Genomic DNA, 22,595 nt, shown 5'->3' with positions numbered 1-22,595 from the left:
GTCGGAGCGTGCCCCCAGTCTGGCAGCAGACGTGTCCCGGTGACCCGGGACCGGAGTCCTTGCTCCGCCGGGTCAACTCCCTGGTTGGGCCGGGGTCGTTGTCAGTGGCGGGGCCGCGGGTGGCGGGCGCACGGTGGTGGCCGAGTGGTCCGGCAGGGGCCGCCGACCGGGGGAGGACCCGTGGAATCCACAAAGCCGATGCCGAAGGGAAGCGACAACGTCATGCGTACGGCCGTCGCGGTCGCCGCCGTCGCTCTCGGCGTGATGCTGGTCGGTACGTACGTGCGCACACCGCTGAACGGCGACACCTGGGACGTGTCGACCAGCCGGCACGGGCTCGGAGTGCTGCCCCTGCTGGTCGCGTTCGCCGTGCTGGGCAGCGCCGTGGTGTTCGGAGCGGTGGTGCGGCGTGCCGCGGCACGGCCCGCCGAACGCACCGGTCTCCGCGCCTTGTTGCTGGCTGTGCTCGGTGCGGCCACGATCGTCGTGTTCTGGACAGGGCTGCCGGTGATCCTCGGGGTGGGGGCGGCCTTCCTGGCCAGGTCCTCGCACGCCCGGACCGGCCGGTGGAGCCCACCCGCGGTGACGGCCGCGGTCCTGGCCGGGGTGACGCTCCTCATGGCGGGGTGGCTCGCCTTCACGGGCTGAGGAGTCGGCACCCGTGGAGGGCCGGGCCCGGCTACGGGGGGCGGGCCCGGTCTCCCCGGCGGTGAATTCCTTGTATTGTCCGGTGGAAAATTTCCGCGGCTCGCCACCATCGAGGAACCCGAACACCGTCAGCTTCTCCGGCACTTCGGGTTTGCCGGTGACGACGGAGACAGCGACTGATCCCGTTCCCTCTTCGAGCCGGGGGGCTGCCGCAAGATCACGCCAACTGAAACGACGTCATAGCCGTATTCACGTGCCTCGAGTCATTGCTGGCGTGTCCGGAGGCCGGCTGGCCAGCTCATTTCGTTCTGGATCGAAGTGATTGGCTTCGGCAGGCGCATCACCAAGGATGGGCAAAGCCGTCGAGGGAGCGGCCGGGGGACCGAAGGTCCCTGCCGCCCCGGCGTTCCATGCGATGTCACGACCTCAAGGGGGAACAATCATGCGTCGTCGCAGTGTCGGCATCCTCGCCGCGGCCGGTGCACTCGCCGCGTCCGTCGCGGTGTCCGCCCCGGCCTCGGCCGAAGTGAACCATCGGACCTGCCCCAAGGGCGCCTTCTGTGTGTACTCCGGCGACTGGGAGACCGGCAGACTGCTCCTCGCGACGCAGGGCAACTGGTCCGGCACCATCTTCAACGTCCAGTCCACCTTCAACAACGGCTACCCCGACCCTGGCGCCGACCATGTCCAGCTCGACTACGAGGCGAGCGGCATCAGCTACTCCACCTGCATCCACTACGCCCCCGGCTCCGGCCAGTACGAACACCACTGGAACAACATCACCGTCAAGTCCGTGAGGTGGCGCGGCGAGTGCTGATCCGGCCCGCCCGCACCATGTGACGAGGAGCGGGTGCAGCACGGCTCTACGGAAGTGGGCCGCAACCTGCTTGTCCAGCAGGGCAGCAGGCCGGATACTGCGGCAGTCTCCCAGGCTATCGTCGTGCACGGACTTGCCGTGGGTGGGCCGGAGTTCGGCCGGTCACCTGCGTCTTGGGGTGGCGCTGCTCGTTGACCTGGTGGAGGAGTTTTGTGCGGGCCTTCTCCGCTTCGGGGAGCGTCGCGGCCTGCTCGTAGAGGTAGATCTACTTCTTTGTGAGCGGATCGCGCCCGACGTAGACGCTCGCCTGGTAGCCCGATCCATTGCGCCGGATGCGGCCTCGCTGAGTGGTCTCGACCTTGGTGTTTGCCATGACGTGGAACCTACTGACGGCTAATGCCACGGCTACGACGAACAGCGCGTCTACCTCGGAGAGGTAAACGCGCTGGTCAGACACTGTGCCCCCGGCAGGAAGGGCGGCGGGCACGCCGACCGATCAGGCGCGCGTGTGCCTCGCTGCACCCCCACCGAGCTTGGCCACGCTGCCCTGCCGTCGGCCCGGGCAAGCCCCACCGGCTGGGCCATGGGACGCCTCGGTGTCCACCAACCCAGAGCTCTCAGCTTGGGAAGCTGCGGCTCTTTGTGGTCGAGGAGGTCGCTGGCCGGTGTGAACGGCTGAGGCTTCGTCCCGTTGGGCCTGGCTGCCTTCACCGTGGTTCCCCGTTGTTCCCCGCCTGATCTGGTGCGCTTGTGGTGCGCGCGTCCGTCATCCGCGTTTCGGTCGTACCTACCGTTTCTGCGCCCTGTAGCGCTTCATCAGCGCAGTGATCCGTGCAGGATCCGCCTGACCGTTCAGCTCGGCCACGAGATCGTCAGGACACAACTCGTAGAGATCCCCCCACCATCGACGTCCTCGGTTGTCCCAGACACGGTATCCGCCTGGCACACCCCGGGCTACGTAGCGTCTCCTGCTCACAGTTCCCCGTTCCCGCTGTGCTTCCGTATGCGCCCGCTGGCACGATGACCTCGTGGCTGACTTGGAGCGCATCACGGCAGAAATCATGGCGTACTACCGAGCACTCGACGAGGGCGCCACCTTGCGGCACCACTTCCGCCATGCGGACGAGGAAGGTGGCCTCTGGTACATCGAAGCTGTACCCGACCGCGGTGAGTTGATCGCCATCAAGCAGGCAGAGCTGACCTCGGCCGGCCAACTCCACCGGTATAGCTGGAGGCACCTGGAGGACGAGCACGGCGGCCTGACGGACCAAGCGATCGATCCTGAGAAGGATCCGCTGGAGCCCATTCCGGCCGGTGCGTTCCATCGGGTGTGGATCAGGGAGCGCACTGGACACCCGCTTTAGGAGCGAGGTTGGGCGATCACCGGTCTGACCTGCTTGTTTCCTGCGTTGGCCTTACGCGGGGCTGCGTGCCCTCTCTGCACCTTGGTTCCCCGTGAGTCCCCGCCCGTTCTGGCACGAGAGTGGCACGGCCCTGGGACCGCGCCACGACTCCTCGATGCGAACTACGGGCGGGGCGGTCGCTGAGGGCCGTTTCGATGTTCAGCAAGGGTGGAAGGGGTCTTACTCGGTTGACTGTGGTCTGCCTGGTTGCTGTACTCCGTTGCTGTACGGCGACTTCGGAGGATCCGTGACCGCGCTGCCTGCGAGCGTAGACCGCGACATCATCGATCATCGGATCGTTTCTGCGATCAAGACGATCCGCGACACGTTGGGCTGCACGATTCATGAAGCCATCGATGTGTTCGCGGTCCGCTATGAGGAGCTGCGGCGCGACCGTCCGGACGACTTCGCTGTCGGGCCCGAGGAGTACGGCCGGGGCTTCTACTCCTGATCGGCGGTGCACCAGTTTGGAAGATCGCGTATGCGGCTCGGGGCTGAGCTGGTGAGACGGTGACCTGCACGTTTCTGGGTCTCTCGGCGAGATTCCCCGCTGTTCCCCGTTGGCCACCTTCCTGTCGGGCACGCCAGGGGCACGGATCACTGTGTGGGAGCTGATCACTATGGTGTGGTGCCATGCCCCTGCAGATGAAGTTGACGGCGGTAACTCTCGACTGCCCTGACCCTGAGGCGCTGGTCGCGTTCTATCGTCAGGCCACCGGCTTTGAGCTCCATCCCAAGTCCAACGGTGACTTCGCTGGACTCAACTGCGACGACGGGCTCTTCATCGGGTTCCAACGGGTCGATGGCTATCAGGCTCCGCGCTGGCCCGACCAGACTGTGCCGCAACAATTCCACCTCGACTTCGAGGTCGACGACCTCGACGAGGCTGAGGCTGTGCTGTTGGCGCTGGGGGCGGACAAGCCGGAGTACCAACCGGGTGGTGACAGGTGGCGGGTCCTCGCAGACCCGGCCGGTCATCCCTTCTGCCTGACCAGACGGAAGGTCTAGGTGCCCACGCGGTCGGTGTAGCGACTTTGGCCGGGAGCTGCTTTGGCGCGAGTGATCATGGCCCCGTAGGCTTCCGGCGAGTCGGGCAGTCTGTTGACCTGCCCGTTAAGGCCCCCAAGTCGGCGGCCGGCGTCCGGCCGGTGGCCTTTCCGACCGAACTCCTGCCGGATGTGAAGGGACACCTGGAGAGCTTTGCCGGGGCCGGTCGTGATGGCCATGTCTTCGTCGGGCCTCGGGGCGGTCAGCTGCGCCGGAGCAACTTCCGGGACGACTGGATCAACGCGCGAACCAAGGCGGGGATCACGGCAGACGTGCACTTCCACGATCTTCGGCACACCGGGAACACCCTCGCCGCCTCGGGAGCGAGCCTGCGTGAGCTGATGACGAGGATGGGGCACAGCACACCGCGCGCGGCGTTGATCTATCAGCACATGGTCAACGGCCGTGACCGCGAGATCGCCGATCGGCTCGGCTCGATGATCCGCAAGGAACGGGGTGCAGCGGACTCCTAGCGGACGTTGTGGCACGTGTGTGGCACGGCCGTGATCATGCGAAAGGGCCAGTTCGAGAGGATCAAGCCTCTGAACTGGCCCTTCTTGCTGTGCCCCCGGCAGGATTCGAACCTGCGACACCCGCTTTAGGAGAGCGGTGCTCTATCCCCTGAGCTACGAAGGCGGGGATCTGTCGGAAAACGTGTCTGAAATTGGTGCCCAGATGGTGAGGGCGTCAGACGTGCTCCCGGCAGGGTTGTGACGGCATGGCTGGCGTGCAGCCGTACCACCGCCCACAGTGTAGCGGCTGGCGCAGGTGCGGCTGGGGGGTTGGTCTTGTTGGCTGCTGGGTGGCAGGGCAGATCGGGTAGACAGCCCCGGTGCGGGAGCCCAGTGCCGGGGGGCGTCAGGGAGGATGGCGGGGTCAGGCCGCGAGGTCGTAGTGCCTCCGGGCCAGGCCTCGGGTGATGGAGTTGTTGACCCAGGCGTAGCCGATGTAGATCAGCAGGCCGGCGTTGGCGCCGTAGGCAGGGGCGCGCTTGTGCGGGTAGCACTGGTCGAAGCGGGAGTGGTTCGACTCGCTGTCCTGGCGGAATCCCTTGAATCGGCGACCGGCGGGTGTGTCGGGTGGAATCTGCCGCAGATGTTCGGCCCTGTTGAAGCGCTGCCTTTTGGTGGAGGGGTCGATTTCGCGGTCCTCCTTGGTTTCGTCCACGCGAATGCGGAATGTGTGGTCGCCGTGGGAGCAGGGGATGACGAGGCGGTGGTAGAAGCGGCTCGTCTTCTGCTTGCGTCGTTCCAGTTCTTCGACGAGGAGAGGGATGTAATAGGTATTGCCGTCCACGGTGAAGCGGCGCTCACAAACCCGCCCTTCAACAGCGTATAGATCATGGCTGCACCTGCGCTTGCCGCTTTTCTCGTAACGCTCCAGAGCGTGTGGTTCGAGGCCTCCGTGGTGGGGGGTGAAAACGACGATTCCGTCTGCGATCAGAGGTGCCCGGTGGACGCCGCGGAGGGCGGTGTCGTAGGTGAATGCGCGGATTCCAGGTGCCTTGCTCATGAGGTAGTGAACGAGCCGGACAACGGCCGTTCCTTCGTCTTCGCGTTCGGGGTCGCGCTTTGCCGATTTGTGGCGGACGGCTTCGAGGGCCAGGATGACGCGGCTGTGCGGGGTCGCGCCGAGGCGAATGGCGAGGGAGAGGAACTTGTTTCCGTAAACCCTCCGGCCTCCCCCTTCGGTCGTGTAACTCGCGTCCGGGTCCACGCGGTGGTGCCGCACTTCACCTGTTTCTTTGTCGACGGTTTCGTGCCGGGTTTGCGTGGAGGGTGGTGCGGCAACGGTCGCGTCACCGTGGATGACCTGGTCACGCTCCGGATAGATCCAGCTTCCACGCGACCTTGATTCCTCCATCATCCCCATGGTGAGTGCCTGGCGGATCCACAGATCCCGGCTCGTGTCGCGCACCGCATCGAGGTGCGTTTTGAGATGTTTCTTGAAGAAGTGTGCGTGCGCACCCTGGGCGAGGAGGCAGTACGGGTTGCCGAGCAGAGCACGAAGGGAGTGTCGCTGGTCCTTGATCCCTTCGGGGACGTGATCAGTGACGTCGTGCACGAAGAGGCCCTGCTGTACTGCGCATTCGACCCGGACGGCATCCTTGAACCCAAACAGTTCCACGACCTGTCGGGCTCGTACAACTGCTTCGACATCTTCGACCTGCAGGTGAACCGGCGGCGTGTCGAACCCATCTCTTTCTCTCCCAGCGCATTGACCTGAGCCCTCAGCAGCACAGCATCAACTGCCTGTACTTACGCCGGTCCGGCTACCCATAGCGCCTGGCGACTCTGCAGGAGCCACATTGCCGGTTTCCGTCCGGGCGGGCCGTGTGGCGGGAGCTCACCGCTCGCCGTCGGACGGGCGAGTTGCGTGAGGAGGTCGGCTGCTACGGGGCGCCGAGCCCCCGGGGGAACGATGGCCGTACTCCTGGTAGGGCCATTCCTCAGGGTGCCTGTCCACTCGCGTGCGCCGCCACGCGGCGTCAAAGGAGACGGCGCCGTTACTGGCCTGCACCAGGCGCCACGCATGCCAACTGGTCCGCGGCGACAGCAGCCACCGCAGTACAAGTGTGCTCACCGGCATCCCGCCATCCCGTGCGCCCGACGAGGAGCCCCCAGGCCGGTCACGCGTCACCTGCCAGGACGGACGGGGCGTTCCCATTGAGCAACGCCTGTGCCTTCAAGGCGTGTTGAGGACGCTGGGCGTTCTCCATGCCCGCGGCCAGCAGCGTGTAGAGCATGCGTTTCTGACTGGGCTCGGGGAAGCTGGCCAGGAATTCGCGCAGCACTTCAAGAGCCTGATGCTCGACCGTCCGCTCGTGCTCGGGCCGGTACCGGGCGAATACCTCCGCCATCTTGTCGGCCTCGCCGAGCACGGTGGAGAGCTTGGACCAGTCGGCGTCGTCCCGCTCGACCCATCGCACCAACAGGGCTACGGGATCGGCGAGTTCGGAGGCAATGGCTTCGGCCGCCTGGCGGCGCAGGATGTCGGTCATGGCCTGCTGTCGCTGCGCGGCCAGGAGGGCGGCCACGGCGCCCTGGTCATCGGGCAAATCCGACGACGACTTCGAGGACGTACTGCGCCGACACGGCTCCCCGGACACGGTGCTGCTCCGTCTCACCCAGAGCCTGCGTGGGAACCTCGGTGGCGGGCCACCGTGGCGCGAGTGGCTAGGGCGGCCTTGAGCGGCTCCACCAAGGCGACTTCAACTGGCCCCAGCGGGAGGGGCGTTCGGGGGTACTGAGGGGTGGTGGTGAGGCGAAGTGGCCCCACTCCAGCTCTTGCGGTGGAACGGTGGTTGTGGTCCACCGAGGGTGGGTGCTGTGGATGTCCTTGTCCAAGCAGGAGTTGTTTGACCGGATCCGCCGCGACAGCTGGCAGCTAGGGCTGTCGATCCGGGCGTTGTCGAAGAAGTACGGGGTTCATCGGCGTTTGGTGCGGGAGGCGCTGGCCTCGCCGGTGCCGAAGCCGCGGAAGCGGCCGGTGCGGACCTCGCCGCGGATGGAGCCGTACAAGAAGACGGTCGACCAGTGGCTCCGCGCCGACCTTGAAGCGCCGCGCAAGCAGCGGCACACCGCCAAGCGGATCGGTACGCGGCTGGAGGAAGAGTTCGGCGTCACCCTCCCCTACACCACGGTGCGGGACTTGGTCACCGCCCGCCGCCGGGCGATCGCCGAGGAGGGCGGGGCTGCAGCCGAGGGCTACGTGATCCGGCACAACGCGCCGGGCGCGGATGCGGAGGTGGACTTCGGGGAAGTGTGGGTCGACCTGGCCGGGCAGAGGGTGAAGTGCTACCTGTTCGCCTTCCGACTGGCCTACTCGGGCCGGGCCGTGCACCGCATCTCGCGCTCCTGCGGGCAGCAGGCGTTCTTCGAAGGACACGTGCACGCCCTGTCTGTGCTGGGCGGGGTGCCGACCGGGCAGGTCCGCTACGACAACCTCACCCCGGCGGTCAGCAAGGTGATGTTCCGCAGCCGGCTGCGGGAGGAGAACCCGAAGTGGACCGCGCTGCACTCGTTCTACGGAGATGTGCTCCTACTCCGTGCCGGTCCGGTTTCATCGACCGCAAGGTCACCGTCCACCTGACCGGCGACACCCTGGTCGTCTTCGCCGGCCGCCGGGAGATCGCCCGCCACGTCCGGCTGGCCGGCCGGGGCCTGGAGCACCTGGTCCTGGACCACTACCTGGAGGTGCTGCTGGGCAAGCCCGGGGCGTTGGACCGTTCCGAGGCGCTGCACCAGGCCCGCGCCGAGGGCACCTTCACCGCCGAGCACGAGGCGTTCTGGGCCCTGGCCAAGCAGCAACTCGGCGAGATCGACGGGACGAAATCCCTGGTTAGAATCCTTCTCCTGCACCGGCACCAGCAGCACGCGGACGTGATTGCGGGCCTTAGGGCCGCCATTGCGCTGGGCACCTGCAGCGAGGACGTGGTGGCCCTGGAGGCCCGCAAGTCCGCACAGGCTGACGGCCGGGCCCCCACCGTCACCGCCGCCCCGGCAGCCCCAGACCCGCCCGATCCTGCCGATCCGCAGCTGCCGCAGGTCAGCCACCTCACCGCGCACCGCCTGGCCAGGCCCCTGCCCGAAGACGCCCGCCCACTGCCCCGCCTGGAGCAGTGGGACGAACTGCTGAACCTGCGCCGGAAAGACTCTTCATGACTGCCGCTCATCACGCGCTCACCGCCCAGGCGTCCGACGCCGCGATCGACACCGCCTGCCGCATGGAGAAACCGACGAAACGGGCCTCGGCAGGTGACGGAAGTCACCGCAGGGGCCCGTTTCTCGTTTCCATGATCGTTGTGAGGCATCACCCAGCCTGGCAGGTCACACGGCAGGCCCCGACGCGTGAGCTATCTCACGGGTGGGGTTCGGGGCCGTCGTTGAGAGCGACCGCGCGCAGGTCCGCGGCGACGCGGACGTCCGCGATGGCGTTGCCGGCGACGCTGGTGCTGGCGGAGAGGTCGGTGCGGCCGATGAGGACATGGCTGATGCCGGTCTAGTTACGCATCAGGCCGACCTGCTGTGCGGTGACGAAGACATCTGACCCGTGGTCCATGCCGTTCGCGATGCGGTTGGCGATGGGGCGGAACCGGGAGGCCTCGGTGATGGCGATGATGTAGCGCAGCATGCCGCGCGCCTGGGCGGTGCGGTCGGCGCCGCGGACACCGAGGTCCCTGAGGCTGTTCTCAAGGCTGCACTCGCTCAGGTCGACGGCGGTCAGCGACTGGTTCGCAACGCGGGCTAGGGCGTCGTAGCCCTCCTTGCCGAGGAACCAGTCGTCGTCGGCGTCCTCCTGGTTGGGGACGTCGGAGGCGAGGTTCAGGACGAAGTTGTGCGGGGTGTCGCTGGAGAAGAACCGCACGACGCAGAAGTCCCTGAGCCGTACGAGCGCATGCACCGTGGGAGTGTGGTTGCCGCTGCTGATCACGATGTCGGCGAAACTCTGGCTCTCCGTGCTGCCGGTGATGGCGACGTTCACCTCGGTGTCGACGTCAGGCATGACGCGGCCGTTGGCCGAGGTCTCGGCGAGGTTGCGCAGCTTGTCCAGCATGGTCAGATAGGCGCCCGAGCCGCGGTTGATGTTCCAGCGGACCTGTGGGAAGTCGACGTGTTTCTTGCCGGCGACGTTCTCGGCGTTGATCGTCACATGGTCCGCCGCCGTCGGGGCGGATGTCTTGATGTCCCTGGGCGCCAGCATGATCACCAGGACTCCGAGAAGGACGGACAAGGCAACCACCATGAGGACGCTGGTAGGCATGGTGTGCTCCGGTTGTTCGACGTGCAGCGATGTCACGACCGACGCTCACAGCCGGGAGGTTGTCCGGCAGGCCCCCTTGGCCACCGCAAACAATTCCGGAGGATCAAGTTCCACGTTACTTGTCCGGATGTAAACCCGCTGCTCGACGCCCCGCCCGCTTCTTCGCGCCTTGCGGCAGGACGCGAGACCACGGGTCACAGCCGGGTTGTGCCGGTGGGGATGCCCAGGAGGGGCCGTCCGGTCGTCTCCCGTCTCGTCGATCTCGTCCCTCTCATGGGCCGCGAGGTCGCCAAGGGAGCGCGAGGCACGCTCTCGCGCTGATCTCCCGGTACGCGGGGGCGGCCGGCTGGTTCGCGCCGTACCGGCGCGAGGCTCGTGACGGTCAGGGGCAGACCCGCCTGTACGGCCGGTCCGGAACGTAGGTGTGCCACTGCGCCCGGGTCAGCTCCGTGTTCCCGGCACGGGAGCAGACAAGGGATGCCGCCCGGTCAGGATCCACGACGTACCGCTGGATCGGGACGTGCTTGCTGCCCGCGTACAGCATCGTGCTGTCCGGGCTGAAGGCGAGCGTGTCGACGCTCTCACCGGGGGTGGGCAGAGGAGGACCGAGAGGCTGCTGGGTCGAGATGTCCCAGAGCTGGACGGTGCCCGCGTCGCCGCCCACGGCGAGTGTGCTGCCGTCCGGGCTGAACGCGAGAGACGTGATCGTCTCGGCTGAGCCGGTGGACGGATCGGTGGGCGCCGAGAAGACGTTCCTCAGGATGCCCGCTCGGTGCCGGAGACCGCCGTCCCAGATGGCCACCCGCCCTGTCCCGTCGCCGGCCGCAAGGCGGCCGCCGTCCGGCGCGAAGGCGATGGCTCCGATGTCGTCGTGCTGGACGAGGTCATGGGCGTGGGACCGGCCCGCCCGGACGACGCGGTTGTCGGTCACGAGGAGCCCGCCGTCTGGGCTGACGGCCAGATGACGGCCGGCCGGGCCGGGGAGAAGCGCCGTCCTCCGGTGCCGCGTGGTGTCCCATGTCTCGTTGAAGTAGCCGCCCTCGGTCAGACGTGCGGTGAGGAGCGTACGACCGCCCGGTCCCAGGGCGATCGTGTCCGTGGATGTGGTGGACGCCGTCGCCAGGTCCACCGTGGCCTTCGTGTGTCCGGCGGCCACGTCCCACACCGTCAGACGCTGAGGCGCCGTGTCCCAGGGGGCGGAGACTCCGTACGCGAACGTGCCGCCGTCGGGGCTGAAGGACAGCAAGGGCTCGGTGATGTCCCCGGGGACCCTCGGGACGCCGGTGCGGAAGGAAGGACGTGACGGGGTCGGCAGGGTTCGCAGCAGACGGCCGTCACGCGTGTTCCGCAGCTGGACGACGTAGCGGTCACCGCTACGTTCGGCGGTGGCGAGCGTCCTGCCGTCGGGGCTGAGCCTGACCCCTGCGAGCGGACTCGTGCGCCAGGCGCGGGTGAGCGTCGTGGTGAGGTCGAGGGTGTGGACCGTGCCTCCCTCGAGGTACCGCAGCAGGGGCCGCGAGGGGTCCCAGGCGAGACCCGAGAGCGACTCGTTGTCCAAGGAGTGTCGGAAAACGGGGGCGCCGCGCTTGGACAGACGCCACACTCTGATCTCCTGGCCGCCGCCGGTCGCCAGAAAGGAGCCGTCCGCGCTCACGACGGCCGAAAGGGCACCCGGGTGGGCGACGTCGGCGAGCTCTCGTCCCGACGTGGTGTCCCATACCCGTACCCGGCCCCCGGCAAGAGCCAGGAGTCGGCCGCCGGTGAGGCCGAGGTGGGTGCGGTCAGCATCACAGACGCCGCGAGCGCTCGTCCAGGCACCGGAGCGGACGCTGCGCGTGGAGGTGTCCCAGACCTGCGGGGCACGGCCGCGCGGGCAGACGGCCAGCAGCCGGTCGTCGGCCGCCGCGGCGGCGAGCTCCCCGCTGCCGGCCGACGGGGTCCGGAAGACCAGATGGCCGTCGGTGACGGAGTAGAGCCGAGCCCGGTCGTCGAACATGCTCGTGACCACGTAATTGCGGCCACTCGCCCCGAACCTCACGATGTCCCCGAGGGGCAGGGGATCCCCGATCCAGCGCCTCGCTCGCGTGTCCCACAGCCGCTGGGTCCTGACAGCGGTCTGGATGAGGAGCACCCGGCCGCCCGGACCCGCGTCGTACACGGCCCCGTGCGGTAGCGGCCCCGAGGCGATACGGCGGTGGGTGCCCACATCCCACGTCCGCCAGGTGCTGCTGTCGGTGGTGCTGAGCAGAGTGCGCCCGGAGACGTCGAGGAACCGCGCCGGGGCGTCACCGGGCGCCGGGTCGGTGAAGTTGTCCAGTTCGCGCTGGGCCAGCGCGCCCAGCAGGGCACGGCGGGACTCCGGCAGCGCGGAGGTCCGCCATGCGGCGACGCCGAGCAGCATCGCGGTGCGCGGGTCGGTGGTGCGCAGTGCGTCGGCGACCGCGGCCACCCGGCGGGCCGCCGTGTCGGTGGTCTGCTGCTCGCTGTCCTGCCGCAGTCGCAGCGCGGTCAGGCCGACGACCAGGGCCACCGCCAGCACGGCACAGAGCGAGGCCGTGAGCGTGCGGCTGCGGCGCCGGGCCCGGGTGGCGGCCCGCTCCTCCGTCGCCCGCTGCTCCGCCGCGGCGACCAGGAAGGCCGTCTCCTCGGACGTCAGACCGTCGTAGCCGTCGTCGCTGCCGTCGCCGCCCGCGAACAGTTCCTCGGCCCGCGCCAGGCGGGTGCCCCGGTACAGCGTGCCCGGGTCGCGGTCGTGCTCCAGCCAGGTACGGGCGGCGTCGGTCAGCTGCCGGTGCTGGCGCAGCCGCTCCCGGTCCGCGTCGATCCACTCGCGCAGCCGCGGCCAGCAGGTGATGAGTGCCTCGTGGGCGAGCTGCACCCCGCCGTCGTCGGTGGTCAGCAGCCGGGCCCGGGTCAGCCGCCCGGCGACGGCTCGCACCTCAGGGTCCTCCCACCCGGCCATTTCCTCCCAGCTGAGCGGGCGGCGCGTGTCGGCGTTGCCCTGGCCGGGCTCGACCATCCGCAGGAGCAGGTGCCGGGCGACGTGCGCCTGCGCCGGTGAGAGTTCGCCGTACGCCTCCTCGGCGCTGGCCGCGATCGCGCCGCGCACCCCGCCGGCCGCCTCGTACGCGGCCAGGGTCAGCATTCGTCCCTTGCGCCGCCGCCAGGTCTCCAGCAGGGCGTGGGACAGCATCGGCAGTCCCCCGGGCTCGTCGAGCACGTCCTCGACGATCCGTGCGGTCAGGGTCCGCTCCACGATGAGCCCGGCCGCCTGCGCGGGACCGATCACCGCCTCGCGCAGCTCGTCCGCGGTCATGGGCCTGACCAGCAGCCCACTCGAGTGCAGCGCCTCCGCCAGCCGCGGGTGCTCGGCGCACCGCGCGTAGAAGTCGGACCGTACGGCAATGAGCACGCGCAGTCGGCTTCCCGGGTCGCGCGCGGCGAGCAGAAGGTCGAGGAAGCGGTCCCGCTCGGCGCGCTCGCGGCAGAGCGTGAAGATCTCCTCGAACTGGTCCACCACCACCCAGCTCTCCGGGTCGTCGGCCGTCGGAGTCAGCAGGTGCCCGTAGGTGGTGGCGGGCCGGGCTCCCGGAGTGAGGATACGGAGCACCGCCGTACGCCCCTGCTGCGCGATCTTCTCCCGCAGCAGCGGAATCAGACCGGCCCGCAGCAGGGAGGACTTGCCGCTGCCGGACGCCCCGAACACCACGGCGAAACGGGACCCGTACCCCAGCTCGCTCAGCTCGTCGATCAGCCGGTCCCGTCCGAAGAACAGCTCACGGTCGTCCGGCTCGAAGCGGGCGAGGCCGCGGTAGGGCGGTGCGGCGTCGGCATCCTCCTGCCGCTCCTCCCCGGCCAGCGCCTCGGCCTCCGCCCACCGGGCCTCCCACTCAGCGGGGTCCTCCCCGCATGCCTGGACGTACGCCTGGAGCACGGCCAACGACGGCAGCCGCTCGCCGCTCGCCGCCTTCGCCAGGGTCGTCACCGAGAAGCCGGCCTTCTTCGCCATGGCCCGGTACGACACGCCACCCGCCGAACGGCGCAGCTCCCGAAGATCATGGGCGAGTCGCTGCACGGGACCGGCCGCCGGGTCGACCGGTAGTTCGGGGCGCCCCATGGCGAAGCCTCTTTCGCATACAAGAAGAACATGCTGATCAGCAGCACAAGGTACTTTTCGTCCCCCTCGGGCGAGAACCCTTTCCGACTGTGATGTCCGCCGGAGAAGTTGTTCGTACCCGCGTTGCTGAGTTGTTTTCCCTGATGAGAGGGGGATGGCTGACAACTCTCGGGTTGCCGGGCTCGGTCCGGCCTGGCGCTCTCATTGCCGAGCGAACACCTCACAACCAGGACGCAAACGATCCCGACGGCAGTGACCGCGGCTCCGTCTTCCCGGGGCGTGGCCCGTGCACGTCCTCGACACGGTCGAGTTCGATGTCGTTGGTCGCTGGGGGCCCGGACATGCTGCGCACGCCGTCCCTCGCGGATCCGACCTCACCCCTGAATCCTTGAACCAGCCTCTGGCCTGGGCCGCGGGAAAACCGACGGCACAGCGCGGGAAACGATCTTCTCGCAGGGGTGCATACCCCTGACCAACGCATTCCGTCGGTTCCCCGCATGCTGAGGCTGCCCACCATGCGCGCACAGGCCGCAGACACCATCGCCCGCGCCGAACGCGAGGGCCTGTCCTACGCAGGCTTCCTGGCCGAACTGCTGATGGCCGAGTGCGAGGACCGCGACCGTCGCCGGGCCGAACGCCGCATCCGCGCCGCCCACTTCCCGCGGGAGAAGTCCCTGCGCGACTTCGACTACCGCGCCAACCCCAACGTCGATCCGGCCGTCATCCACAACCTCGCCACCTGCGACTGGATCACCAAGGGCTATCCGCTGTGTCTGATCGGGGACTCCGGCACCGGCAAATCCCACCTGCTCATCGGCCTGGGCACCGCGGCCGCCATGGCCGGCTACCGCGTCCGCTACACCACCGCAGCCAGCCTGGTGAACGAACTCGTCGAGGCCGCTGACGACAAGCAGCTGGGCAAGACCATCGCCCGCTACGGACGCGTCGACCTCCTCGAAATCGACGAACTCGGCTACCTCGAACTCGACCGCCGCGGCGCCGAGATGCTCTTCCAGGTTCTGACCGAGCGGGAGGAGAAGAACAGCATCGCGATCGCCTCCAATGAAGCGTTCACGGGCTGGTCAAAGACCTTTACCGACCCCAGGCTCTGCGCGGCGATCGTCGACCGGCTCACCTTCAACGCCACCCTCATCGAGACCGGCACCGAGTCCTATCGCCTGGCCCGCACCAAAGCGAACAAGATCAACGGGATGAACTGACCCGCCTCCGCTCGACAGCCAACCAGCTGACGATCACCGATCACCAATGTCACGGTGCTGGCTGATCTCACCGTCCAGTTCGACAGCGAGACGCCGCATGTCGTCGCCTGACAAAGCAGCAACGTAGTCCAGCCATGCATTGCCCCTGCCAGAGCTGGCAGACCTCGGGGCCTTGGGAGCGGTCTCGCGCCGTGCCCGCTCCTCCGCCTCGAACTCCTCAAACTTCAGCAACATCTCGACCGCGAGCGGCGCGATGTCGGGCCGACGCAGGAGGTTGCTGGCATACGGCACGAGCTCGGGCCTCTTGGCGAGGAACCGCTCGACGGCGATCCGACGCTCCTCGGGAACCTCCGCGAACTGACCACCAACGGATCGGTCGGAAGCCGGCTCTGGACCCTCGGCGCTCATTTCGCTCTCCTCACCAACCCTGCCTGACCCGGCGCGTCGATCCTGTCATTCCCCACACCGGTGACCACCGCCACCAGAGCCATCATGCCGCCGATCGCCCCCAGCCACCGCCACATTGCGCCGCTCCGCCACCGCGAAGGTCCCAAATCGGGACGCCCCACGGGCCCAGAACAAGACGCCTGATCTTCACCAATCACCCCAGAACTGGGGCCAGTTGGAGTCGCCTTGGTGGAGCCGTTGAAGGCCGCCCTAGCCACGCGAGGCCTGGACTCGTCTGGTCCTGGCCAGGCGGGACATCACGTCAGAACTGGTACGTGCCCTGCCGGCCTGGTCGGTGCTGCGTGCCCGGGGTGATCGTTACGGAAGCGCACATCCGGTTGTGGTTTCCGTGGTACGTGAGGCCCTGAGCGCCGATCAGGATGCGTGGGACCGGTTTGCGGCCTGCCCGGCCACTTACTCCGGGCCGACCGCCTGGCTGCGCCTCGGTGATCTGCTGGATGCGGCTGCCGTAGGAGCATCTTGGCCGAAGCCGCCGGGGAGCCGATGAGCGGCCGGGCACCGAGGATCTGCGCCTTCCCCGTGGGGCGTGGCTGTGCCGCCCCGCGGCCTTGTCTGCGAGGCGGCACGAAAGTTTGCGCTGGCCTTTGTGTCCAACTGCAGTGAGTCAGCCGCCGTCGACGTAAGCACGTGCGGCGACCATGACGTCCTTGAAGCGCCCCTCAGCGATCACCGTAAGAGGGGCTTCGTCCTCGAGTTGGGGGTTCATCCCGATCATCCACGCACGTGCTGTGTAGAGGCTCTCAGCGTCCTGGATGAGTTGGAACACCTGCAGGGCCGCGCGGAGTCGGTCTTCGGCATCCTGGCGTGGTGCTGAATCGCCCGAAGCCCACTTGCCGACCTGCCGGGGATCGTTGATGTTGGTGATGCGAGCGGTCAGGCGCTGGCCGAGGTTGTCCTGCAGAAATCGGGCGATGTCCGCGATGGACATGCGTACCGTGGTGGCGTGGGCTCGCTCGGCGCTTGCTGCACTCTTGGCGGCTGCAGGGTTGTTGGCTGTGGTGGCCATGGCATTTCCTCCCTCGTGTTCTGACTGCACGCCTGGCCGGTGGCCGACTGGTCGCGTGTCAGGCAACGGGTGCAGGACTTGATTGCGGACAACTCGGCCTGCCGCACGTCCGATGGAGTGCAGATGCGGGCTCGGCGCCGCTGACTGATGTGACGCTTCTGAAAGGTGGATCCGCGGGGAAGCGTGACCTCTGCGGATCATGACGGCGCTAGACGCCTGTGGTCAGCATCGCTGCATGCCGGTCTCGGAGGCAGATCCGGTGCTGGGCTGACTGAGGGGGTGCAGGCTGTGCAGGAGCTTGTTGCGACGCCAGTTGCTCGGCTGGCTGGCCTGCGGAGCGCCGTCAGGAGGTATCAGCGCGATCGCAGGTGCGGCGATGGCGGCTGCTGGTAACTGGTGGCTGAGTGTGTTCATGGTCCCTCCCCAATAGTTCATGAGTTAAGGCTACCCAGAATCCACCTCTAACTCCACCGTTTTTGCGCTAACTTCTGCCGCCTGAAGACCTATCAAGATCGGTTCATCGAAGCGAGGTTGGGGATCTGACGTGCAGCTTCGCTCGATCCTGTCGCCTGATGGTGTCAGGTGGTCACTGACGTTTTCCTTCGTTCGGGCTACGCGGCTGATGGAGGTTTCAAGGTGGATGCGAGCGGGGGATAGCGAGTGTGGTGTCGCGGCGTCAGCGGATGGTGAGTCCGTACTCTTCGGCGACTCTCCCCAGCCCCTCGGTCTCCGGCCAGATCGGCTGCCTCTCCACCTCTTCCAGATCGACATCGCTGAAGATGGCCCAGCACTGGCGCATCCCGAAGCGGGAGCGGTAGGCGATCCCGTGGATCAGCCGGCCCTGTTGTGGGTCGCGCTGTGCGATTGCCCAGGCGGCGATCTGGCGCGTCACCCTGCGGTTCGTGCCTTGGACGTGTTCGGCGGTCAGGTCGGTGATGTCGAACTGCGCCAGCTCTTCCTTGAGCTCTCTCGACAACGTGCGCTGCGTCTGCTCGTTGTCGACGTCTAAGAAGCGCGCCTCCTTGGCCGGCTGTAACCGCACCAGCGTGTGCCGGGTGCGCCAGTCCTGGGGAAGGTGCCCGGGCCTCATGAAGTAGGGCTCGTTCCAGTCGTCGCCGATGAATTCACGCAGTTCGGGATCCACACGGAAAGGAGCCAGCGCCTCGGCGAAGCACCCGTCAAGATCGGAGGCGCAGTACAAGGTGCCGTAGCTCACCAGGCTCCACCGGTTGCCCCCCGAGCGGCTGTCGTCTTCCCGGCTGATCTTGTTGTACTTGCGTGGGTTCTCCGCCTTCCCCAGGCGCCACACCCCGCGTTCCGGTGCCGGTATGAGACTTGCCTCTAACGGTGTGCCCTCGCTCATGGGCCGCTCCTCACTCAGGTACGAACTTGCACGTGTCGGTTCTCGGGTCTGGCTCGTTGCTCGCCGTGTGCGCGGCAGGGACGGGTGTCGGCACGCACTGCCGGATGCCCGGGCGTCTGAACACAGCCGAACGATCATTTTCTGCTGCTGGACAGACAAGGGCGACTGGTCCTGCCGATCCCATGAGGGGCGCACGAAGGATTTGAGGGGGCGCACGGCCTATTTCGTAGGCGACGGGTCCTCCAGGTCCAACTCGAGAACGGCGACTCCGGCCTCTCCCGCCATGGCGAGGACGACCTTGTAGACGGATTCGCCGGAGGGGCGCACGGACAGCGTGTGCACAGGAGTTCCCGTGGCCAGCTGCAGGACGCAGTAAGACGTTGTCGCATCCCAGACCCGGATCGTGCCGTCCCGAGAGGAGCTGGCGACGTAGGAGCGAGCGATATCAGCGGACGTTGTCCAGGTAGCGATGGCCTCGACGGCGGCTGTGTGGCCTCGAAGAGGCTCGCCGATGGGTTCGAGGGTGCGCAAGTCCCATAGGCGCACCGTGTGGTCATCTCCACCGCTGGCGAGGAAAGGCGGCAACGGGGAGGTGCCCGTGTTGATGGCCACGGCATTGATGATCCCCTGTCGACAGTAGAGGACCTTTTTGGGCGCATGGTCTGCGCCCGCCCAAAGGCGCACCGTCCCGTCAGCACTGCCAGAAGCGAACCAGTCCGCGCTGACTCCGTCGGATGCCGCCGCTACGGTTCGGACCGTGTAGGGATGCCGCCACTGCTGTAGCGGTCGTCCTCTGTCCAGGTCCCAGAGCCGGACTGTGAAATCGTCGCCGCTGATGGCCAACCGCCGTCCATCGCAGGCTGCAGTCGAGGCGAGGACGTGTATGGGCCGGGAGTGCCCCTTGAGAAGGACGCCGGCAGCAGCACCGCGTACGGGGTCCCAGGACCGGATGCTGTGGTCGGATGCCGCCCAGAGGAGTAAGCGCCGGCCTTCGTGCTCCGGTGCCCAGTTGAGGGCAGACGAGGCATGCTTCGAATCCCTGCCGAACGAGCCGGTGACCGTCCCGGTGAGGGTGTCCCAGACCTGGGTTTGCGCGGTGCTGTAATTGACGGCCAGGAGCGGTGCGCCAACGGACTCCGGAGTGATTGCCGCAGCTACGGCGGCGGGGGCTGTGGCGGTGCCCCGAATCGCGTGACGGATGGAATGCGTGTCCCAAAGCCGGACCGTGTTGTCCCGAGCGGTGGAGGCGAGCCGGTCGCAGTCGTCGGCCGAGATCGTGCGCAGGGCTGTCACGGCGTCCGTGTGTCCGGTGAGCTGACCGGTCCTATGCCTGGTGTCCATGTCCCACAGATCGATCGTTGATCCGGAGCCGGCCGCGGCGATTAGGTCCGAGCCGTCGATGCGCAGTGCCGCCAGGGCGGTGACAGGCTCTTCCTCTCCTCGGAAGATAGCTTGGAGGCCTGAAGCCGTATCCCACAGGGTGATGGAGCCGTCGCTGTGGCCGGTTGCGACCCAGCCCGGCATGGTCGTTTCAGTCAGGCACCTGACCGGAGCGCCCACAGAGTACTCATGCAGCAATCGATGATCCGCGGTGTCCCACACTTTCAGCGTGCGGCCGGCACCGACCAGCAGCTGCCGTCCGCCGGGGCCGATGGCGAGGCCCAGTGCGAATGCGGCCTGTTCCGACGGATGAGCGCTCATGTCGGCCAGGTGGAGTTCCTCCGAGTGCTCGCGCCAGAGTTTCACCGCGCCGTCACCGTTGACCGCTGCCACAGTCAACGTCCCTGCGTCGTCGCGGTATCCGGTGACAGCAGCGGTCCAGGTACGCCCCCCGAACGTCATATGGTCAAGCAGGATCCCCCGGACCGTGTCCCAGACGCGTACCGTGCCGTCGGTGCTGCCAGACACAAGCGCTCCATCGCCGGTGGAGTGCGCCACGAAGAACAGGCATCGCACGTCGCCGTCGTGCGCGGGAATCCGGTCCCCGACAGGTGTACCGGTAGCCGTGTCGATGAGCTCGATGCCGCCCAACTCACTGCCTACAACCAGCAGTTGCGCACCACCGGGACCTTCGGCCGTGGCCAGCGACAGACTGCGACGGTTCAGCGTCGCGAGCACGTTGGAGGGCGGCGCCCATTGTGACCAGAGGACACACAGGCGGGAGCCCGGGAATTCTGCGGCCTCCTGAGGCAGGTCTTGCCGGGGAACACCGGGAAACCGCAAGGCTGTGTAGGCCAGATGCAGACTGGAGCAGCGGGAGGGGAGATCCGTGTCCTGGACGTAGGGCTCGATGGCAGCCCATGCCGTGAGCCATTCCCGGTTCGCACGGCGTGCGTGTGGGAGGCCGAGACGTCCCCGGACTCCGTCGCCGGAGACCCACGGCAGCAGGCCAGGCGGCACGTGGCTGTCATCCAGAGCCTCGCCGAGCGCGGCATGGTGAGCCAGGTGCCGGGTCAGATAGGGGTGCGGCACGGTCACTGCATCAGGCTTGACCAAACGCGCCAGTGCGGCTGCGATGCGTGCATGGGCCTGCTGCTCACCGGTGTCGGCGCTCCTCTGCCGCTCATCCGGGTTCATCCAAGGCCCTCCTCATCTCGTGCGGCGGCTGAGGCCACTGGCGCAGCATCACCCCGAGTTGCTCGTGGGCGGGTCGGTACACAACGTGGTCATCCTCGATGTCATGTGTGAGGTATCCGGCAAGTCGGCCTTCGAGGAGCCGTCGGATCTTCTCGTCGGCGTGATCGATACGGGCCTGCAGCAGCGCTGAAGCCACGGCCGGCCACACCTGGGCCCACGGCATTCCGCGCCCCAGCCCGAACGCGGTGGCGCGCAGCAGGGCGAGCGCCTCCTCCCGGTTCAGGCCGTCATCGCCGACCTGGTTGAGATCTTGCTCGAACAGCCCCACGGTGCCCCGGTCGAGCCGTGAGAGCCACAGCTGGTCGCGGAGCAGTGCGACTCCGTCGCCCCGACGCAACTGTTCGGCGGCCAAGCGGGCGTCCAGGAAAGACCGACCTGCATGACGCGCCACTCGCTCCGCTGCCGAGGCGATCACCTTCGGGTCGGTGCCCCAGGGAGCCCCGGCCAACAGAGCAGTCACGTAGGCGGCGATATCCGCCTGCACCCCCTCTCCGTCCGTGCGCACCACCTGCGCTGCCGGGAAGACAAGCCGGAGTTCCTGCACCAGCCCGGGTACCCCGGTGGCGGCCGACGCCACCGGGGTACCCGGGCTGGTGCTGCGGACCCCGATGAGGAGACGCAGGCCACTGTGGTCGGAGGACGGTTCGGCCGACGTGGAGTCGGCAGCCTGGGCGGGGATCGAGATTCCGTCCGCCATACCGGGCAGCCCGCCGGCATAGCCGGCGAGAGGCACGAGAACATCTCGGATGCAGGCACCAGCCTCCGGGGATTCGTCCAGGCCGTCGACGACCACCGTGACCGTGTCCTTCTGACGGGACGTGAAGAATGTGCGCAGCCCTTCCTGCCATTGCCGCAGAGCATCTGCCGCAGGTTGTGTGCGGTCCCGCTCACCGCCCAGTCTGGTACCGATGGCTTCGATCAGGCTCAGCGGCCCGCGGTTGCGGGCTGAAACCGCCACGTGGATCGATCCCTCGTCCGGGACGGTGTTCGCGGGAGACTTGCTCACTGCCTCTGCGTAGCGAGGTGACGCCCGGAAGGCGGAATCGCTGAGCGTCACTGCCCGGGCCAGTACCGCGGATTTCCCACTGGCGGCGGTGCCGGTCACGATGAGGACGCCCGCGGGACCTTTGACGAAGCTCGTCAGTCGGCGGTTGAGTTCCTGGCGGCCGGAGAAGTACCAGCCGGGATCGTCGCGGCTGGCGCGGCCGCTGGCGCGGTCCAGCCAGTACTCCAGTTCCTCGGGCGTGGCTGCGACTTCCTCTCTGGCTTCTGTGACCACCTGCGGTTTGGGCCGGTAGCCAGGGTTGGGCAGGGTAGGGGTCGGGGCGCCGAGCTTGCCCTGGAGGACCGTTCGGGGACCCGCGAGTGAAAGATCCCGTTCTTCGTTGAGTCGGTCGGTGGCCTGCTCGAGAGCCTGCATGAATTCGGAGATCGACAGGTACGGACGGGCGATACCGGCCGCGTCCTGAAACCACTCGAAGGCCATGCGCAGGACGACGGCGAACTCGCGGCCCAGCACCGGGGAACGGGCCCCCGTTGTCGCCACGACGTTCAGCGCCCTCCCCGGGGACTCTGGCCGGACAAGGTCGCGGGCCAGGTCCCTGAGCTCTACATCGATGCCTTCCGCCTCACAGGCGTTGACGATCACGAGTACATGGCAGGCCTGCGAGTCGAGAGCCGCGATGACAACCTCGTTCGTCGGCATGCCCGTCGCCAGCAGCCGATCAGTGTCCGTGCTTGGCAGGAGCAGGAAGTGTCTGGTGGATGTGCCGACAGCGCCGTGTGACGTGATGTAGAGGACCAGCGCCTCGTCTTCTGCCGCGTCCCGGATGCCGGAGCTGTGCAAGAAACGTTCCACATCGTGACGTTCCTCCGGCGCACGCAGAATGGTCTGTACAAACCCTTCGCCCGGTTCCGGTCCTGCCTTCCACCACGCAGTCACGACCGACAGCTGTTCCTCGATCGCCTTGGCGAACTCAGGGTCCCCGTCCTCCACAGTCACGATGACCAGTGAGCCCGCGGCCGGCCCTGCGCCCTCTTCACTCTTTGACGGATTGGCCTGCCCGACTAAGCCAATCTCCCCGTGCTCCCCCTGCATGTTCTCTA

The 22,595-nt window shown here is 67.6% G+C and carries 21 protein-coding genes and 1 tRNA gene; 10 read left to right on the top strand and 12 right to left on the bottom strand.

All coding sequences use genetic code 11. The features are described 5' to 3' along the window. Nucleotides 1–180: 180 nt before the first annotated feature. Both ACFY10_RS19780 and ACFY10_RS19775 read left to right on the top strand, forming a co-directional pair. Nucleotides 181–648: a hypothetical protein gene (locus ACFY10_RS19780; protein WP_390666431.1), complete on the top strand. Its 468-nt coding sequence runs from the start codon at nucleotides 181–183 to the stop codon at nucleotides 646–648. Nucleotides 649–1,090: 442 nt separating this feature from the next. Beyond that, nucleotides 1,091–1,465: a hypothetical protein gene (locus ACFY10_RS19775; RefSeq protein ID WP_390666430.1), complete on the top strand. Its 375-nt coding sequence runs from the start codon at nucleotides 1,091–1,093 to the stop codon at nucleotides 1,463–1,465. A 787-nt stretch (nucleotides 1,466–2,252) separates the two neighbouring features. Here the strand turns inward: ACFY10_RS19775 and ACFY10_RS19770 are convergent. After that, nucleotides 2,253–2,441 (bottom strand): hypothetical protein, encoded by a 189-nt coding sequence (locus ACFY10_RS19770; protein WP_390666429.1) that lies wholly within the window; start codon nucleotides 2,439–2,441, stop codon nucleotides 2,253–2,255. A gap of 52 nt (nucleotides 2,442–2,493) precedes the next feature. Between ACFY10_RS19770 and ACFY10_RS19765 the strand changes: the two genes are divergently transcribed. From ACFY10_RS19765 to ACFY10_RS19750, 4 genes are all read left to right on the top strand, one after another. Continuing rightward, complete coding sequence (locus tag ACFY10_RS19765) at nucleotides 2,494–2,829, top strand: hypothetical protein (protein WP_390666428.1); 336 nt, start codon at nucleotides 2,494–2,496, stop codon at nucleotides 2,827–2,829. 286 nt (nucleotides 2,830–3,115) lie between these two features. After that, complete coding sequence (locus tag ACFY10_RS19760) at nucleotides 3,116–3,319, top strand: hypothetical protein (RefSeq protein ID WP_390666427.1); 204 nt, start codon at nucleotides 3,116–3,118, stop codon at nucleotides 3,317–3,319. 182 nt (nucleotides 3,320–3,501) lie between these two features. Next, complete coding sequence (locus tag ACFY10_RS19755) at nucleotides 3,502–3,876, top strand: VOC family protein (protein ID WP_390666426.1); 375 nt, start codon at nucleotides 3,502–3,504, stop codon at nucleotides 3,874–3,876. Between the two features lie 140 nt (nucleotides 3,877–4,016). Beyond that, a complete protein-coding gene (locus ACFY10_RS19750) occupies nucleotides 4,017–4,388 on the top strand; it encodes a tyrosine-type recombinase/integrase (protein WP_390666425.1) in 372 nt (123 codons plus the stop codon). Nucleotides 4,389–4,478: 90 nt separating this feature from the next. On the opposite strand, the gene ACFY10_RS19745 is transcribed toward ACFY10_RS19750, so the two are convergent. Both ACFY10_RS19745 and ACFY10_RS19740 read right to left on the bottom strand, forming a co-directional pair. Continuing rightward, nucleotides 4,479–4,551 (bottom strand) — tRNA-Arg (locus ACFY10_RS19745). 240 nt (nucleotides 4,552–4,791) lie between these two features. Then, nucleotides 4,792–5,832 (bottom strand): hypothetical protein, encoded by a 1,041-nt coding sequence (locus tag ACFY10_RS19740; RefSeq protein ID WP_390666424.1) that lies wholly within the window; start codon nucleotides 5,830–5,832, stop codon nucleotides 4,792–4,794. A gap of 42 nt (nucleotides 5,833–5,874) precedes the next feature. On the opposite strand from ACFY10_RS19740, the gene ACFY10_RS19735 reads away from it, so the two are divergent. After that, nucleotides 5,875–6,141 (top strand): hypothetical protein, encoded by a 267-nt coding sequence (locus ACFY10_RS19735; protein ID WP_390666423.1) that lies wholly within the window; start codon nucleotides 5,875–5,877, stop codon nucleotides 6,139–6,141. 403 nt (nucleotides 6,142–6,544) lie between these two features. Here the strand turns inward: ACFY10_RS19735 and ACFY10_RS19730 are convergent, their stop codons facing one another. Beyond that, nucleotides 6,545–6,952, bottom strand: coding sequence for a hypothetical protein (locus ACFY10_RS19730; protein ID WP_390666422.1), 408 nt, complete (start codon nucleotides 6,950–6,952; stop codon nucleotides 6,545–6,547). Nucleotides 6,953–7,248: 296 nt separating this feature from the next. Here ACFY10_RS19730 and ACFY10_RS19725 point away from each other — a divergent pair, with 296 nt between their 5' ends. Both ACFY10_RS19725 and ACFY10_RS19720 read left to right on the top strand, forming a co-directional pair. Then, nucleotides 7,249–8,007, top strand: coding sequence for a hypothetical protein (locus ACFY10_RS19725; RefSeq protein ID WP_390666421.1), 759 nt, complete (start codon nucleotides 7,249–7,251; stop codon nucleotides 8,005–8,007). Further along, complete coding sequence (locus ACFY10_RS19720) at nucleotides 7,920–8,579, top strand: hypothetical protein (RefSeq protein ID WP_390666420.1); 660 nt, start codon at nucleotides 7,920–7,922, stop codon at nucleotides 8,577–8,579. The genes ACFY10_RS19725 and ACFY10_RS19720 overlap by 88 nt, the downstream gene beginning before the upstream one ends. A gap of 337 nt (nucleotides 8,580–8,916) precedes the next feature. On the opposite strand, the gene ACFY10_RS19715 is transcribed toward ACFY10_RS19720, so the two are convergent. Then, on the bottom strand, nucleotides 8,917–9,678 hold the full coding sequence (locus tag ACFY10_RS19715; RefSeq protein ID WP_390666419.1) for a ribosome-inactivating family protein: 762 nt from the start codon (nucleotides 9,676–9,678) through the stop codon (nucleotides 8,917–8,919). A 382-nt stretch (nucleotides 9,679–10,060) separates the two neighbouring features. After that, nucleotides 10,061–13,795, bottom strand: a complete 3,735-nt coding sequence (locus tag ACFY10_RS19710) for a helix-turn-helix domain-containing protein (RefSeq protein WP_390666418.1) — start codon at nucleotides 13,793–13,795, stop codon at nucleotides 10,061–10,063. Between the two features lie 497 nt (nucleotides 13,796–14,292). Between ACFY10_RS19710 and istB the strand changes: the two genes are divergently transcribed. Beyond that, entirely contained in the window at nucleotides 14,293–15,015 is a 723-nt protein-coding gene (gene istB / locus ACFY10_RS19705; RefSeq protein ID WP_390666417.1) for an IS21-like element helper ATPase IstB, read from the top strand. A 33-nt stretch (nucleotides 15,016–15,048) separates the two neighbouring features. Here istB and ACFY10_RS19700 read toward each other — a convergent pair whose 3' ends face one another. The 6 genes from ACFY10_RS19700 to ACFY10_RS19675 all read right to left on the bottom strand — a co-directional run bounded on the left by ACFY10_RS19700 (nucleotide 15,049) and on the right by ACFY10_RS19675 (nucleotide 22,587). Next, the gene (locus tag ACFY10_RS19700; protein WP_390666416.1) at nucleotides 15,049–15,423 is read right to left on the bottom strand and encodes a hypothetical protein; all 375 of its coding nucleotides are present in this window, start codon (nucleotides 15,421–15,423) and stop codon (nucleotides 15,049–15,051) included. Nucleotides 15,424–16,087: 664 nt separating this feature from the next. Then, nucleotides 16,088–16,489, bottom strand: a complete 402-nt coding sequence (locus tag ACFY10_RS19695) for an XRE family transcriptional regulator (protein WP_351473886.1) — start codon at nucleotides 16,487–16,489, stop codon at nucleotides 16,088–16,090. Nucleotides 16,490–16,711: 222 nt separating this feature from the next. Beyond that, the gene (locus ACFY10_RS19690) at nucleotides 16,712–16,903 is read right to left on the bottom strand and encodes a hypothetical protein (RefSeq protein WP_351473883.1); all 192 of its coding nucleotides are present in this window, start codon (nucleotides 16,901–16,903) and stop codon (nucleotides 16,712–16,714) included. 262 nt (nucleotides 16,904–17,165) lie between these two features. Beyond that, a complete protein-coding gene (locus ACFY10_RS19685) occupies nucleotides 17,166–17,852 on the bottom strand; it encodes an RES family NAD+ phosphorylase (RefSeq protein ID WP_351473880.1) in 687 nt (228 codons plus the stop codon). A gap of 219 nt (nucleotides 17,853–18,071) precedes the next feature. Next, nucleotides 18,072–20,429 (bottom strand): WD40 repeat domain-containing protein, encoded by a 2,358-nt coding sequence (locus ACFY10_RS19680; RefSeq protein ID WP_390666415.1) that lies wholly within the window; start codon nucleotides 20,427–20,429, stop codon nucleotides 18,072–18,074. Continuing rightward, complete coding sequence (locus tag ACFY10_RS19675; RefSeq protein ID WP_390666414.1) at nucleotides 20,416–22,587, bottom strand: hypothetical protein; 2,172 nt, start codon at nucleotides 22,585–22,587, stop codon at nucleotides 20,416–20,418. The genes ACFY10_RS19680 and ACFY10_RS19675 overlap by 14 nt, the downstream gene beginning before the upstream one ends. Between the last annotated feature and the right edge of the window lie 8 nt (nucleotides 22,588–22,595).

Origin of the sequence: Streptomyces sp. NPDC001401 (assembly GCF_042895385.1) — a bacterium.
Taxonomy (GTDB): domain Bacteria; phylum Actinomycetota; class Actinomycetes; order Streptomycetales; family Streptomycetaceae; genus Streptomyces.
The sequence above is the reverse complement of the archived record's forward strand: the minus strand, read 5'-3'. Positions and strand labels throughout refer to the sequence as shown.